Origin of the sequence: Anatilimnocola aggregata (assembly GCF_007747655.1) — a bacterium.
GTDB lineage: Bacteria > Planctomycetota > Planctomycetia > Pirellulales > Pirellulaceae > Anatilimnocola > Anatilimnocola aggregata.
Map to the genome: position 1 here is coordinate 878,535 of NZ_CP036274.1, position 14,323 is coordinate 892,857.

The 14,323-nt window shown below is 58.4% G+C and carries 13 protein-coding genes; 5 read left to right on the top strand and 8 right to left on the bottom strand.

The window, feature by feature from the left end; translation table 11 throughout:
- Window positions 1-287 precede the first annotated feature (287 nt).
- A complete protein-coding gene (locus ETAA8_RS03365) occupies window positions 288-2,987 on the top strand; it encodes a hypothetical protein (RefSeq protein ID WP_145084870.1) in 2,700 nt (899 codons plus the stop codon).
- 194 nt (window positions 2,988-3,181) lie between these two features.
- On the top strand, window positions 3,182-4,000 hold the full coding sequence (locus ETAA8_RS03370) for a PilZ domain-containing protein (protein WP_145084873.1): 819 nt from the start codon (window positions 3,182-3,184) through the stop codon (window positions 3,998-4,000).
- A gap of 132 nt (window positions 4,001-4,132) precedes the next feature.
- On the opposite strand, the gene ETAA8_RS03375 is transcribed toward ETAA8_RS03370, so the two are convergent.
- The 5 genes from ETAA8_RS03375 to ETAA8_RS03395 form a co-directional block, all read right to left on the bottom strand.
- The gene (locus tag ETAA8_RS03375) at window positions 4,133-5,224 is read right to left on the bottom strand and encodes a YIP1 family protein (RefSeq protein WP_145084876.1); all 1,092 of its coding nucleotides are present in this window, start codon (window positions 5,222-5,224) and stop codon (window positions 4,133-4,135) included.
- Window positions 5,225-5,234: 10 nt separating this feature from the next.
- Window positions 5,235-5,972, bottom strand: coding sequence for a YIP1 family protein (locus tag ETAA8_RS03380; protein WP_145084879.1), 738 nt, complete (start codon window positions 5,970-5,972; stop codon window positions 5,235-5,237).
- 418 nt (window positions 5,973-6,390) lie between these two features.
- The gene (locus tag ETAA8_RS03385; RefSeq protein ID WP_145084882.1) at window positions 6,391-7,821 is read right to left on the bottom strand and encodes a hypothetical protein; all 1,431 of its coding nucleotides are present in this window, start codon (window positions 7,819-7,821) and stop codon (window positions 6,391-6,393) included.
- A 159-nt stretch (window positions 7,822-7,980) separates the two neighbouring features.
- On the bottom strand, window positions 7,981-8,280 hold the full coding sequence (locus ETAA8_RS03390; RefSeq protein WP_145084885.1) for a hypothetical protein: 300 nt from the start codon (window positions 8,278-8,280) through the stop codon (window positions 7,981-7,983).
- 211 nt (window positions 8,281-8,491) lie between these two features.
- Window positions 8,492-9,190: a hypothetical protein gene (locus ETAA8_RS03395; RefSeq protein WP_145084887.1), complete on the bottom strand. Its 699-nt coding sequence runs from the start codon at window positions 9,188-9,190 to the stop codon at window positions 8,492-8,494.
- A gap of 202 nt (window positions 9,191-9,392) precedes the next feature.
- Here ETAA8_RS03395 and ETAA8_RS03400 point away from each other — a divergent pair, with 202 nt between their 5' ends.
- Complete coding sequence (locus ETAA8_RS03400) at window positions 9,393-10,673, top strand: acetylxylan esterase (protein WP_145084890.1); 1,281 nt, start codon at window positions 9,393-9,395, stop codon at window positions 10,671-10,673.
- 352 nt (window positions 10,674-11,025) lie between these two features.
- Here ETAA8_RS03400 and ETAA8_RS03405 read toward each other — a convergent pair whose 3' ends face one another.
- From ETAA8_RS03405 to ETAA8_RS03415, 3 genes are all read right to left on the bottom strand, one after another.
- Window positions 11,026-11,799: a VOC family protein gene (locus ETAA8_RS03405; RefSeq protein ID WP_145084893.1), complete on the bottom strand. Its 774-nt coding sequence runs from the start codon at window positions 11,797-11,799 to the stop codon at window positions 11,026-11,028.
- A gap of 8 nt (window positions 11,800-11,807) precedes the next feature.
- Window positions 11,808-12,266: a DinB family protein gene (locus ETAA8_RS03410; protein ID WP_145084896.1), complete on the bottom strand. Its 459-nt coding sequence runs from the start codon at window positions 12,264-12,266 to the stop codon at window positions 11,808-11,810.
- A 146-nt stretch (window positions 12,267-12,412) separates the two neighbouring features.
- The gene (locus tag ETAA8_RS03415; protein WP_145084899.1) at window positions 12,413-13,219 is read right to left on the bottom strand and encodes a hypothetical protein; all 807 of its coding nucleotides are present in this window, start codon (window positions 13,217-13,219) and stop codon (window positions 12,413-12,415) included.
- Window positions 13,220-13,367: 148 nt separating this feature from the next.
- Here ETAA8_RS03415 and ETAA8_RS03420 point away from each other — a divergent pair, with 148 nt between their 5' ends.
- Together ETAA8_RS03420 and ETAA8_RS03425 are read left to right on the top strand one after the other, a co-directional pair.
- Window positions 13,368-13,814, top strand: a complete 447-nt coding sequence (locus ETAA8_RS03420) for an SRPBCC family protein (protein ID WP_145084902.1) — start codon at window positions 13,368-13,370, stop codon at window positions 13,812-13,814.
- Between the two features lie 69 nt (window positions 13,815-13,883).
- A complete protein-coding gene (locus ETAA8_RS03425; protein WP_145084905.1) occupies window positions 13,884-14,318 on the top strand; it encodes a DoxX family protein in 435 nt (144 codons plus the stop codon).
- The last annotated feature ends 5 nt before the right edge of the window (window positions 14,319-14,323 follow it).

Consider the following 14,323-nt stretch of genomic DNA (forward strand, 5'->3'; position numbering starts at 1 on the left):
AACACAGGCAAGACAGTGCTGCTCTGGCTCTGCAGGTGTGCGGAATTCCGCGAGCAGTCGCGGCTGGCCGCAGCCGCTATCACCGCACTTTTTTACTAATCGGCAAAGTCACGGGGCAAGTGCTGTCAAAGCAGTGATTTCTGTCTGGCAACTTGGGGCGGTCGCAGAGGTTACCCCTCATTCACCGTTGTAATTCGTCTTGGCGGCCCAAGTGTTCCGATTTTACTATCAGAGAGGCGCGAATGTGCGGCCCCTCTAGGCGAATGCATGGAACGCGGAGCCGGGTGATGAGTCGACTTGTCCGACGCTACTCTTGGAAGTTTTTGGGTCTGGTACTGCTGATTGCCGTTCTAAGTCTGGTCGCGCCCTACGGGTGGCGACATTTCTTGCCTCAGCAGGCCGAACATCAGATCACTTCGCACTTTGGGGTGCCCGCGCACCTGCAAAGCCCGACGGAGAACGTGGAGTTCACTCCTTCTGCACCCGCGATGCAGACCGCACTGCCGTATCAGGTGGCAGAAGCCCCGCCGGCATTCGAACTGCCCGACTTCCCTGCCCATCAGCCAACTCAGCTGACCGAACCGACCCCAGCCTCCGAAGAACCGCTGGAAACGCCGACGAATCCCGGTTTGGAAGCCTTTGAAACTCCGAAGCAAGTCGCGCCGACTGGCCCGGTCGTGGCCGAGCAAATTGATCTCGATCCTTCCTTATCGGAACTTCCTACCCGTACCGCCCCCAAGTTCGATCTGGAACTGACTTCGCCAGGTTCAGAAGAAGCCCCTCCTACTGAAACTCCAGCTGAGCCTTCCTTGCCACCTGCGAGCCCACTGGAGCCGCGCACACTGCCCGATTCAGCAGACCTGCCCAATCAGGCGACCATCCGACCTGAAGTTCATCCCGATATTCCCGCCCCTCCGGCGCACACTTCGGCTGGAGTGTGGCCTTACCCCACGGCGCTGATCACTCAGCTGCGCGAACTTGCCGAAGAAGAACCATCAGCTGCCGCTTGGGCCCAGCGGACCATCGTCCAGCTGGAAGCTTTGGCGATGATTAACAAGCTGGAAGTGCCTGCGGTGGGCGCTGCCCTCGATGAACTCCATTTGCTTTCGTCGCAGGCCAAAGACATTGCCGCCGCCTTGCCAACCGATAATCAGCGGTCGCGCGTGCTGCGTGTGGGTTATGCGATTGTCCGTCGTATCGCCATCTGGCAAATCACGCATGCCGTGGCATTCGAAGCGGCAGATCGAAAGACTGCAGTTCCCAGTACGGCGGATTGGTCACGCTGCCTCACGTCACTCGAACATAAACTGGCCACGCTGCCCGGCGGATCGCCCTGGACCAACTATCTGCGACTGGAACAAGCCAAGCAAAAGATCGGCTCCGCTGAAACTTCACCGGCCGAACGCCGCACTTTGGCCCGCGACATCCTCCGCCGCCTGAACTCGACACAATTTGATGCCAACCAAGGTGACTTCGCAGAATCTCCGGTCTTTGCCGATCTGACGCGCCACCTCAAGATCTGGTCCGATGAACCAGTCGACCTTGTCCACGTCCTGCAATCGATCGAAGACTACGAGCGACAAGACTTGACGGCCGAGAGCACCGCGCTGTCGAACGTCTATCAGCAGCTCCGCTGGTCGCCCGATGCACGGATTGCCGAACTGGGCGAGACGATCAACATGTACTATCGCAACGCCAACGTCCGCGTCGCGATCTCGGCTGAGCTCGTCAATCGCATGCTCCCCAAGGAAGCGCGGCAGTTCGAATATGTGCAGGATTACATTCAGGGTGCGCGGGTTGAGGGAAACAGCGAAGCCAGCACGAAGCTGCGGTTAGTACTCCTGCCTGATCGACTTCGCTGGCGAATGGGGCTGGAAGCGAATGGTCAGGTCGCTTCGGACACCTCATCGACGAAGGGCCCCGCCACCTTCTACCAGAATGGTGTTTCGAGTTATCGAGTGCGGAAAATGCTGCTCGTCGACCGCCGGGGTGTCCGCATGTTCAATGCCGAAGCCGAGGCCCAAGCCAATAACAACCTGCTCGATTACGAAACTTCGTATGACGGCATTCCCCTGCTGGGGAGCATTGCTCGCGCGATCGCCATCAGCCAATACGACGCCGCGCAAGATTCGGCGCGGCTGGAAGTAGAAGGAAAGATCCAAGGTCGTGCCACTTCTCGCATCGATCAAGCGGTAGCCGAGCAGTTAAAGAAGGGGAAGGAAAACTTTCAGACCAAACTGCTCGAACCAATGCGCAAACTGCAACTCGAGCCAACGGCCGTCGATATGGAGACCACTCACGAGCGACTCATTGCCCGCTATCGCCTCGCCGGGCACGAGCAGCTGTCTTCGCATACGCCGCGGCCCCAAGCCCCCGGTGATAGCCTGCTGAGCGTACAGGTGCACGAAACGGCGTTGAACAACATTCTGAACCGATTGAACCTGTCGGGTCGCCGCATTGAACTGCGAGAGTTGTATCGCGAGGTCACTTCTGTCTTCTCGAAAGATGTCCCACCGCCGCCGGACGATTTGCCGGAAGATGTTTTCGTCACATTTATGGACAGTGACCCAGTGCGAGTTGATTGCGATGAAGGCCGCGTCCGTCTCACGATCCGCATCGAGTCGCTGGAGCACGGCAAGTCGAAGTGGCAGAACTTCACGGTGCGGGGCTATTACGCTCCCTACTCCGACCAACTCGATGCCAACCTGGCGCGGGATGGAGTTATCGAACTGATCGGCAGCAAGCTGCGGTTCGGCGATCAGATCGCCCTCCGCGGGATCTTCAGCCGAGTGTTATCACGAAATCGCAAACTGAACCTCGTCAACAAGCAGATTGCAATGTCGCCTGAACTGCAGGATCAGCAGGTGACGCAGCTGGTCATTCACGATGGCTGGATCGGCGTCGCACTCGGACCAAAGCACCCGCAGCGGCAGACCATTGGACCAAGCATGACTACTCGTCCGGCCGAAGGACAGCGCTCGCGATAATCGTGGTCATTGCAGTCACAACGGCTGTCATCCCGCGATGGAGGCAGCCTTGCACGGCACGATCGTTACAACCCACATTGGCAAGCCGTGGTGGGTCGTGAACTGCGACCCGACAACGCGAGAATTTCGCCCAAGCACAGACCGGCAACCTATGTTTCAGGGAGCCGAGATTAGGTTTGTGTTCAGGTGCGACCATGAATTCCTCAGAACAGCGTAATGCTTTTCGCATTCAGATGCCCGACGGGCAGAAGAAGGCGAGGCTGCGCATTGAGGGTCGGTCGTTCGATGTACAGCTGCTCGATGCTTCGTCAACGGGCGTCGCAATTGCTTGCCCGCTGACTGTGGGACTCGAAATCGACGATAAGTGCGAACTCCATACGCCGAGCGGCGGCAGCTTCATTCGCATTGTGCGGAAGGAAGTCTTTTCCGACGGCATCTTGCTGGGTGCGGAGCGTACGGGTGATCTGTCGGATGCCAAGCGAGGTTGGCTGGCGGCGGTTCTGGAGTTTGTGACGCCGCCGAAATACTCTGTCGAAGGCTTCTCTGCCAAGCTGGCGGTGGGCTGGGCCGCAGGTTTAGTCCTTGCCATCTGTGGAATGGTCTACGCCTGTTGGCACTTTGGCTGGCTGGCGACGCATCAGCCGTTAGCTGCGGCACCAGCCGTGCAACTTCCGTTGAGCACGCCCGTAGTTGAAGAGCAGCTGCAACAGGCGGTTCGCACCGTCGAAGCTGCCTTGCCGGAGGTTCCGGTCGTTACTTCGGAAAGTGATCTCCGCGCGCTGAAGATATTCAACCAACAGAAGCTGTTGCTCTTGCCCGAAACGGCTCGCCGCCTACGTTTAACCCCCGCGCAAGAAAGCCAGATTCAGCGGGCCGTCGAAGCCGCCGCAGCAGCAGCGGCCGATACCTCGCGGAACGACTTCTGGGAATCCATTCGCCGCAGTGAAGTCCAAATTCTGAGCGTGCTCAGCCCGGGGCAAGTCAAAGCCTGGCGTCAACTGAACGGCACTTAAGGGGGCGTAGGGAGCACGCCTGTCATTCGTCAGCCTGAGTTTCTGCTTCGCTACCCGCCCCAGTGCTTGCTCGCCGAGGGGTTTCTGCTTGCGCACGGGCTAGCATTCGCAACCGTGTTCATTCTTCCAGCCTTAGTTTTGAAAAGCGTTAAGCGAATTTAAGGCGAGAGCGCCCACTACCAGCACGAACGCGCTGCCGACCAGAACGACGATCATCAGTGCGACCGCACCGATTCCTTGTCCAGTGGTGCAGCGCTGCGCTTCCATCAGCGCGTTCGCCAGGCAGGCGATACCCCAGACAAAGAACACGCAACTCCCCACGCAGGGCACCATGGCAACGATGCACATCCCGCCCAAGCTGTAGGCCATCACGCGAAGCGTCGTTTCGAAACCGAGGTTGGCACCTCCGACCAAATACAGGCAGCCGTGTAGCAGCGCCGCCCCGAGGTAGCAAAAGATGGGCATCAGTAAACAAAGTATGCCCATGCCAAACGCCATGCTCAGCATTTCCCAGACAAACTCGTCATCGCCACCTCCCCCGGCTTGAAGTGCCCCCATGCCAGCCTGCAGCACCAGGTTGTACGTCCAGAAAATGGTCGAGCAGCTTAGAAAAAACAATATTGGTACCAAGTGCCCGCCGGTGGGCTTCATCCGCCGAAAAGCCTCGTTCATTTCAAACAAAATCAACTTGAGTGTCTCGAACCAGGTGCCCAGGCCCATCGACAACTCCCACGGCAACCCTTGACCGACACCTGCCTGCTGTGGCACTTGATGCGGCAAGAAGCCGCCCCCTGGCGAGGCATAAGGATTAGCGGCGGATGGTGCAAACGAAAACGGCTGATTCGAGCCCGGCTTGGATTCGCCCAAAGGCGTTGCTTCGGCAAACGGATTTGTCGCTGGTCCGGAATGTCCCGCGGGAGGGAGCGGAGAAAATGCACCAGCACTCGGCATCCACGTGGGTGCCGTGGGAGCGGGTGGAGTTGTGGGCGTTGGAAATGCTTGTGGTGGCAAGGGCTCCAATGGTTTTGGGTCGAACGAACCAAGTCCACTCGGATTTGCACCCAGACTGCCGAGACCTGGTGACAACATACCCGGCGATGACGGGGCACTGGCAGGAATCTGATTGATCGTCTGACAACCGGGACAACGCGCCATTTTTCCGGCGCTGGCGTCGGGCACTCGCAATTGACGGCCGCATTGCGAGCAAGTGAGTTCGATGGGCATGCCAATCCGATCAACGGGGAGCTTGCGACAAAGCCGCCACGATTACAGAGAAAAACAAAACACCAATCAGAGCCAACAGCATAAAGCAAGCAATCAGCGGCAGCAGTACCACCAACGCGGCTCGCCCCATCGGCACTTCATGAGCCTTGTGCACCGCCACAATGTTGACCCCAATCGACCAGAAGACCTGAATGACCGGACCAATGACTGGAATGAGTTGAAGCCAGGTGAGCGAGCCTTGTGAAAAAGCGACAATCCGGAAGGAGGTATCAAATGTTTGCCGGCTCCCCCCCGTGATCAGCAGACAGATATGCAGAATCGCGGCAGCGATCAAATTGCCGAGCGTTGCCCCCAGCACCACGCCGACCGCCCCAGCCACCACATTGCCAATCAGGTTCATCAGCACCGCCGCACCGATGGCGTCGGCCGGCGCATCAAGCAGCGTCATCTGGATGTATGTCAGCGGCACGCCCCAGACAATGTTCGCCACGGCACCGATGCTCAGCCCGAGCATCGAGAACATCATCGGGCCACCCATGTCGCCCCGTTGCAGCATCATCGAGAAAGCGCGGCCCGGTTCGAACGAAACCAGTTTGGCGGTATCGATGTACGCCTTAACATCTTTCCTGCGAGACTTCTCCCAAGGCAGGCCAGCTCGACCAGCTTTGGACTTCTGCGGCGCTGGCGTTTGATAACCAATGTTCGGCGAAGCATATGGATTGACGGGTGCCGCAGCTCCAAATGGCATTCCCCCACCGGGCGGTGGTGGTGGAGCTGCGGGTGGAGGTCCACCGAGAAAATCGAATGGACTCGGCTGATGCGGACCACTACCGTGCGGTCTGCCTGAGAAATCGAATGGGTTCGGGAGCGGGCTGTGGCTGGGAGGTCCGAAACCTGGGGGACCAATAGGTGGCGGTACGAATGGAGGTGGAGGAAAACCGGGCGGAGCAAAACCGGGTGCAGGTGGTGGCGGAGGACCGAAGCCCGGGTGAGGGGGTAATGTTGGTGGTGGCGGTGCGTGTGGACCAGCAACAGGGATCTGCATGAGCAGCTGACACTTCGGGCAACGAGCATTCTTGCCGGCACTCGCGTCCGGTACTCGCAGCAACTGATTGCACTGCGCGCAGCGAAACTCGATCGTCATAAGTCAGCCATCAAGGTGAGAGTCAGCTTCGGAAAGAACGTTTTACCTGATCCTGATAAAGCACCACAAGCGCCCAAATGCCGAACGGGAACGCGCAACCTCCCGTGCAGGGAATTGCGGCCAACCAAGCCGCTGCCACTGCATTCCCGTAATTCTTACGCTGCAGCATATTGATGGAGCCCACGATAATCATGATCTGGAAGATGAGCCAAAGAATGTGCAGCAGCACCGGCCCCACCGTCCGAACGATTCCGACATCAGTACCGTGCCTGACTGAAAGACCAGTAATGGCGGCAAAATAAAGCGCATCTAGCACTAGCAAAAAACAGATATAGAGCAACAGAGGTCCGACAAACACCAGTTGAAATATCGCGGGGAGAATTAGATGGAAATTGCCGCTTCCCGAACTGGGCGTGTTGGCAGGCGGCCCCGCATAAGGCTGTGGTGACTGATACGGATTTGGCGCGAACGAACTGGCTGCCGGCAAACCATAGCCGCTCGACGGCGCGCCGAACGGATCACTGCCGACGGGAACCAGCCCTGGCGCGCCATTGTTAAAGCCTCCTCCGCCACCACCGCCGCCAAACAAATCGCCGCCAGGAACGCCTCCCATTGGCCCGAGTGGAGTCAATCCACCCATTCCCACCGCCGGTGGACCGCCGAACAAATCTCCTCCAGCGCCCCCTATCGGCGTTAGTCCCGGTACAGCTGCCGGTCCGCCAAACAAGTCACCGCCACCAATGGGTGTCAGTCCCGGCGTAGCAGCACCTCCGCCAAACAAATCGCCGCCACCACCCAGCGGAGTCAGCGGCGTGAGCGGTTGTAAGCCGGGAGTTGCGGCAGATGCCGGAGCCTGTTTGGCGGGAGCAGGTCGGGCACTAGCCGGCGTCGGTTTTTGCGGTGGCCTGGCCGCCGGTTTTGGTTCGTCGAGCGGGGCGAGACCGTCCAGCGGAGCCAGGCCGATCTCTGCTTGAACTTTGGGCTTCTTGGGTACTCCCAACGGCCGCGCAACAGGCAAAGGCGCGGGTGCCTTTTTCGCAACAGCCGCTGGGGAGGGAGGCGTTGGAACAGAAGCAGGCGGGGGAGCGCTGGGAGCGACTTTCGTCACTGCCGGTTTGGGCTTGTTGTTGAGCGGAATCTGCACCACTTCACTGCAGTGCGGACATTTCCCCTTCTTGCCCGCCGCAGCCCGAGGAGTGCGAACCATTTGCCCGCAGCCACTGCAAAAAAATTCGATCGGCCCCGTCTCGGCGGCCTCTGTGGCTGGCGTGCTCGAGGTAGCAATCTCTGGCGGTTTAATGGTCGCCGCGGGCGGAACAGATGTCGAGGCAGGTGCAGCAACGGGAATCTGGACGATCGCCGCACAACTCGGGCACTTCCCCCGCTTGCCAGCGGCAGCATCGGGAGTGCGAACCAACTGGGCGCACTGCGGGCAAGGAAATTCAATGGTCATGACCAGCCAAAGACACTAGTGCGGCGATTGAAAATTACAACCGAGGTCACCTGGCTGCTGCCCCACGGTCCTCGCACGTCACCCTATCGTAGTTAATGGCGGTGACAGTTGCACGTCATACGCTGACCGATCTTCGCTCCGATTTCACACGATTTTCCACTAGGGTCGCCGGACTTCCGGCAGCATCGGTCGTGACGAATTTTCGGGTGCGAAATCTCGGCTGGAAAAATCGCCTAACGCTGGCCGCTGCGTAATCGTTGGAGTCTGCTGCAGCCGTTGATAGACGACAAATCCAACGCCTCCCAAAACAACCAGCATCGCCAGCCAGAGCACGCCGTCGCGAACCACCGAGAATAGTCCCTTGAGCCCCGGGAATGCTCCGAACAGAGAGATGACTAGAGCCAGCCCGGCCATAACGACCGCGACCAACGACAGCTGCATGTTCGCGTCCAGTTTCATGGCCGCACCTGCCCGAACAAACTCAGTAATGCGAAGTGATCACTGTTGGCCCCTCAGCCTGCTGCTGAACGAGCGACGCAACGTGACCTACTCTGTTTATTTCCGCTTGGACCGATTTTGACAATCGTATTCTTGCCTCTTTCTGCCGAAGGACACCAACTTTTTCGAAGTCGCGTTCGGCTTATGCCGGCTGCGAAAACTTTGTGCTCCACTACTTACTCGGTTGCAGACAAATCACAAAATCCGGATGCGATTCCTCATAGTCATGTCTCGCCTGCTGCACAGCCAGATAGGCCCGCGTGCGAGACAACACCCACGCGATCAGCGATAGGGCAAATGCCACCGCCAGTGCGGCGAACATGATCGGCCGCGTGCCGAAAAACAGACAGCCGACAAAAATCATCGTCGCAACCACCCCCGTCGCAGCGAACCAGCTTTGCACGTCCCACAATCGCTTGGCTGACGGACTCGACTTCTCGACGAGCCACGCTTCGTAGACTTCATCTGGCACATCGGTCGCGTAAATCGTCGCTTCGTACTCGCCCGCAGCAATTGCCACTGGCGAGCACATGCCCGGCCTCTTTCCCAGCATGGTCCGATCGGTCTTGAATGCGTACTCCAAACCCCCGAACCAACTTTCGCCTGCCACCTTCACCTTCCGCAGCCACTTCACCTCGCGCGAGTACAATCGCAACTCCGCTGGCAACGGTTCATCGACACACAACACCAGCGAGTAATTCCCCTCAGCCTCGCCAGGCAACTGGATCACCGTGCCGCGCTCGGCCAACTCGTCGAACAGCTTCGATTCACTCCCCTCCTCGACCCGCTCATCAAAATCATCCGGCAGCAGTTCCGGCCAGAACAGCCCGAGCAGTGCAGAATCAGTACCGCCGGTGGCGAAGTGTTTCATGGATTCCCATTGCTGCTTGGTACTGGCAATCACTAGGTGCGTCGATTGTCATTAGGTTCGATTGCGCGACCTTGTGCCAGCCCGGTGTAGCGTTCGACGAGCATTCTCGCCTGACAACCGCTCGATACACACCGCGTTCTCAATTCAATTATGATTTGGTCGTTCGCCGCATATCATCCTCATTGCCTCGCCGGAGCTTCTCATGTTCTTTCGCACCACGCTCGCGCTGGCCGCGATCTTTCTCCCGTTGGTCGCGCTGGCCGAAACGAAGTTGCAGGTTACCACCGACAAGCCCGCGGCCATTTATGAACCGGGCGAAGCAGTGGTCTGGAAGGTGGTGGCCAAAGATGGCGAGACCTTGGTCCCCGGCAAAATCACCTACACCGTGAAGCGCGGCGGACTCAAGGAAATCGCCAAAGGCGAAGCAACCGGCAGCGAAACCACCGTCCGTCATCAAGACCCAGCTGACGCGGCGAAGGCGCCCGGCGTTGTTTTGCTCGAAGTGACATTCAAGCCCGACGGTGACGGGAAAGAATTGAAGGCCAGCGGCGCTGCCGTCTATTCCCCCGAGAAGATCACTCGTTCCACGCCCGTCCCTGCTGACTTCGATGAGTTCTGGAAAACCAAGATCGCCGAACTCGATGCGGTGCCCATGAACGTGCAGGTCGAGAAGGTCGACATCGGCGATGCCAATATCGAATACTACAAGATCACGATGGACAACATTCGTGGCCGCAAGATCTACGGCCAACTGGCCAAGCCGGTCGGCGGCGAGAAACTCCCCGCCCTCTTGCAAGTGCAATGGGCCGGCGTCTATCCGCTGAATCGCGATTGGGTTCTCGGTCCCGCGCGGCAAGGACGGCTGGCCTTCAACATCATCGCTCACGGCCTGCCCATCGACGAACCGGCCAAGTTTTATCAAGAGAAGGCTGCGAAGGAACTCAGCGATTACCCCGGCCAGGGAAATGATGATCGCGAGACCAGCTACTTCCTGCCGATGTTCCTATCCTGCCGCCGCGCGGTCGACTACCTCACCCAGCGGCCCGATTGGGACAAGAAGCATCTCGTGGTGCAGGGTGGCAGCCAAGGTGGTTATCAGGCCATCGTCACCGCAGGCATTCATCCGGCCGTCACCGCCTTCGCTGCCAACGTCCCTGCGGGCTGCGATCACACCGGCAAGCAAGCGGGGCGTGCGCCGGGTTGGCCCAACTGGGCGAGTCGGCAGAAAAAAGACGTCGAGAAGATGCTCGAGACCTCGCGTTACTTCGACGCCATGAACTTCGCGACTCGCGTCAAGGTCCCCGGGCTCATCGGCCTCGGCCTGATCGACCCCGTCTGTCCCGCCGAAGGTGTGCTCGCCACCTGCAACGAACTGCAAGGCCCCGAGCAAATCGTCATCATGCCTCTGGCCGATCACGGCGGCGACCACAAAGCCTACTACGCCAAGTTCGGTCCATTCCTCGACAAACAGTTAAAGGACTAACGTCGTGCGGCGAATATGTGGGTTTCGATTTCAACCAACTTGTTCAACTAGAGCCTGTTAATTGAACACCAATTGCTCGCAAACCCGAGAGTTGCGCTAGGTGCTGTCCATTTAAGGGGAGCTTAATTGAACACCCCCCTTGGCGGTTTGGTGCCTTTGTCTTCAGGCCCCAAGGCCCGGCTATAGGTTAGCCCAGGGCCAGCGCAGCGATGAAGTCGCAAAGCGTCGCCCTGGGCTGACATGGCGCCGCACCTTCGGTGCTAATGACGTTTCGAACGGCTGACGATTTACTTCCACGCATCTTTAAATGCGCCCACGTTGGAACCACCTGTTGCGGTCGTGCAGTAATTCGTTACCCAGATTGTGAGTTTAGATTAGCCTTCAAGGTGAACTTGATGTCGGCAAGCTCTTCACATGTGATGAAACGTTGAATCAAGTCATGGTTCGTGCCGTCAACATGAATGTCGGCCTCGTGGCAAAACAACAGGCTTAGTTCGCCATTAGGAGCATCGATGATTAAGTCGGTACCTCCAGGCTCAACAATTTTCTGCTCCAGGGAATCTTCTAGGAAAGACGGCAGGTAGTCCGTTGGTACGCCCAACGGGTGGAACAGTAACGAGCCGTGGAGACGAGTTCCAACGCCGTAGGAAACAGAGTATTCGCACTTGCCCAGTAGTCGAAACAGAATCGGGGGGAGTTGCACAATCGCGGATCGTATTCGCTCGGGCTTTAGATACTCAGACCGATAACTTTCGGTTGGAGGGGGCCCGGGTGAATTCACCGCCGTCCCAAACGAAACTTGATTTCCGTCGGGATCGCGCACGATGAAATCCCGCATTCCATATTCGTAGGTCTTCGGTTCCTCTGCTGCCACGGCACCGCGGCCGGTAATCTCGGCAAAATAGCCGTCGACTTCATTGCAAAAGATATACACCGCGCCCGAACCGGGTTGGCTCGCGTTTGGATTGCCTTGCTGTGACAAATGCAGGCGGCATTCGTCGCGCTCAATGCCCGCATATTGCCCGAAACGAAACGCTTCGCGAAAGCCGAGCACGTCGACATAGTACCGCAGCGAAGCATCGAGGTCGGTCACGGTGAAGACGGTCGCAGCACTGTTGATTTTCATGGTTGAGCTCAACCACCCTCGCGCGTGAAAATGATGAAATCGGTGCTAGGGACCGTGCCACCGTGGCGGCCAATGATCTTGGCGATCTGCCCGCGGTGATAGGGACCGTGCGCAATCACCTGCGTGAGAATATCGATGACCAGCGTCGCAAACTCCTGACCGGCCGCGTTGCGATAGTGCTTCATATCGATCAGGTGGTTCTCGGCCAGGTTCTCCAAAAACTCGCAATAGCCCGCTTCGTTCTCTGCCGCCAGCTGTTCGCACTCGTCGAGCGTCAGCGCGGGCCAAACGGCATGGCGCGGTTCACGCTGCTGCAAGCGCGAGAGCCACACGTGCTCAGCGGCCAGCAGGTGGGCCATTAGCGGCAACGCTTCTGCCTGTGCCGCGGCAGTAACACGCACGGTTGCTAATGTTCGTTGATCTGCCCAAGCCACATAGCGGAACATCCGCTGCAGGTACGGTTTCATAGGGCGGCCTACTAATTCATTTCTATTTTGAGTTCATCATCGCGCTGCCGCATTTTATCACTGCCACTCGAATAGGTAGAGAGTGCAGCCCGACGAAACAACCGCTGGACGCCTGGGATTTATGAACGGATGAGATCCAGATGGAGCTAAGGGAGCGGTCGCCGCACATCGTAGAAAGTCTTCGCGTAGTCTGCGTAGGCTTTGATTCTCGCATCCAAATCGCGGCGATGCTCTTCGCTGCTGGCGGGTAACTTGGCATCCTTGGCTGAATACCCACCGTTGTTCAAAATCCAACCGGGTGCGTGCCGGTGAAAGTAGTCTTCCATAGCCAGCTTGATTGGCTCAAACGGCGCAGGCATGCCGTTCGGTGGTCCCAAGGCCCCGAATTCACCACCGGCGGAACTGGCGGCGTTCTTAATCAAGACCACATGACCATAGGTCATGCTGCGCGCGGGAACGGAGCGCCCTCCGCCCAGATTTGTTTGATCCAGGATGTTGTCTGCCAGGCGAACGGCGACTGCCACTCCTTCCGGCGGCACTGCCATCATCAGGCCTGTGTCCTTGGCCTGCGCGGTCTCCACCACGCTGATATCGACCGGCAAATCGCCGTGCAAATGCCTGAGCAATTCGCGCGTCTTCTCATCCTTCGCCATCCTGGGTAGTAACTCGCGCCAGGCTGCAAGCGCCGCTTCTTCTGTGGTCTGAACCTCTCCCGCCAAGCGCCGCAGCTCAAAATAGGCGTTGGACGTGACTGCCGCCTTGTATTCAAGTGGCTGTGGTGCGGTACTCGACGGCGGAGCAGTTGTTAACGCCTGCGCAGATACCGGTGGCACAGTTAGCGGCGGTTGGTTTTTCTGGCAGCCAGTGACCATGCCACTTACGGCGAGCAAGAGCGAAACCCAGCCGAAGCGATGGGCAAATAGCGACACAAAATAACGGCGATCTGTGAACATGGCGGCAGGCCCCGAACGAAGAGTTAGTGTTGCCGATGGTAAGCGAGGCCCTTGCCCTCGCACGTCATTGCCCATGCCCTACACCCAACGATATTCAACCTATAATGAGTCAATCACAATCACAACTCTTCCCCAGGAGCCAATCACCATGTCGACCGGAACCGTTCGCTTTCAGCGAGTACTGCGTACGTCGCCCGAGAAGGTCTATCGCGCTTTTCTCGATGCCGATGCGATGGTCAAGTGGTTGCCGCCGCATGGCTTCACTGGCAAGGTGCATCAAATCGATGTGCGGGTCGGCGGCACCTACAAAATGTCGTTCACCAATTTCACCAGCGGCCACAGCCACTCGTTTGGCGGCGAGTACTTGGAACTCGTTCCCAACGAAAAGATTCGCCACACCGACGTATTCGACGATCCGAACTTGCCCGGCCAGATGGAAACCACCATCACGCTAAAGCAAGTCAGTTGCGGGACCGAGGTGAACATCGTCCAATCAGGCATCCCCGCCGTGATTCCCACCGAAGCTTGCTGCCTCGGTTGGCAGGAATCGCTGCAGCTACTTGCGCTGCTCGTTGAACCAGAAATTCCTGGTTAGCTCACGATATGGCAGGCCCGTTGCCGGCGGGAACCGGCTCTACACGACTCAACAATTCAGGAACCTCCTGTGCCTCAAGAATCGACCGTGCCGCAGCCCTCGCAGCCGCGCTGGATGACCTACACAGGCTGGTTTTTCACCCTGCTGATTTTTGGCACGCTGTTGTTCAGCGCGTGGATGAAGTTCAGCGTAGTGCTGAAGATCGGCCCTTGGGAGGACGCTGCCAAGGAGTTCAGCTCGCTCGGCATCTCGCCTGAGACCATGGCCATGATTGGGGGCGTGGAAGTGGTCTGCGCGCTGCTGTATCTCTTTCCCAGAACGGCCATCTTGGGTGCCGTGCTGCTGCAGGGTTATTTGGCCGCAGCGTTTTGCACTCATCTCATCGCCCGCGAACGGAACCCCGCGGCCGAGTTCGAACTGGCCCCACTCATTGTCGCCGCGCTGATGTGGCTCGGCATCTTGTTGCGCGAGCCGCGCCTGCGCGCGATTATGTTCTGGCGATAGGTCCG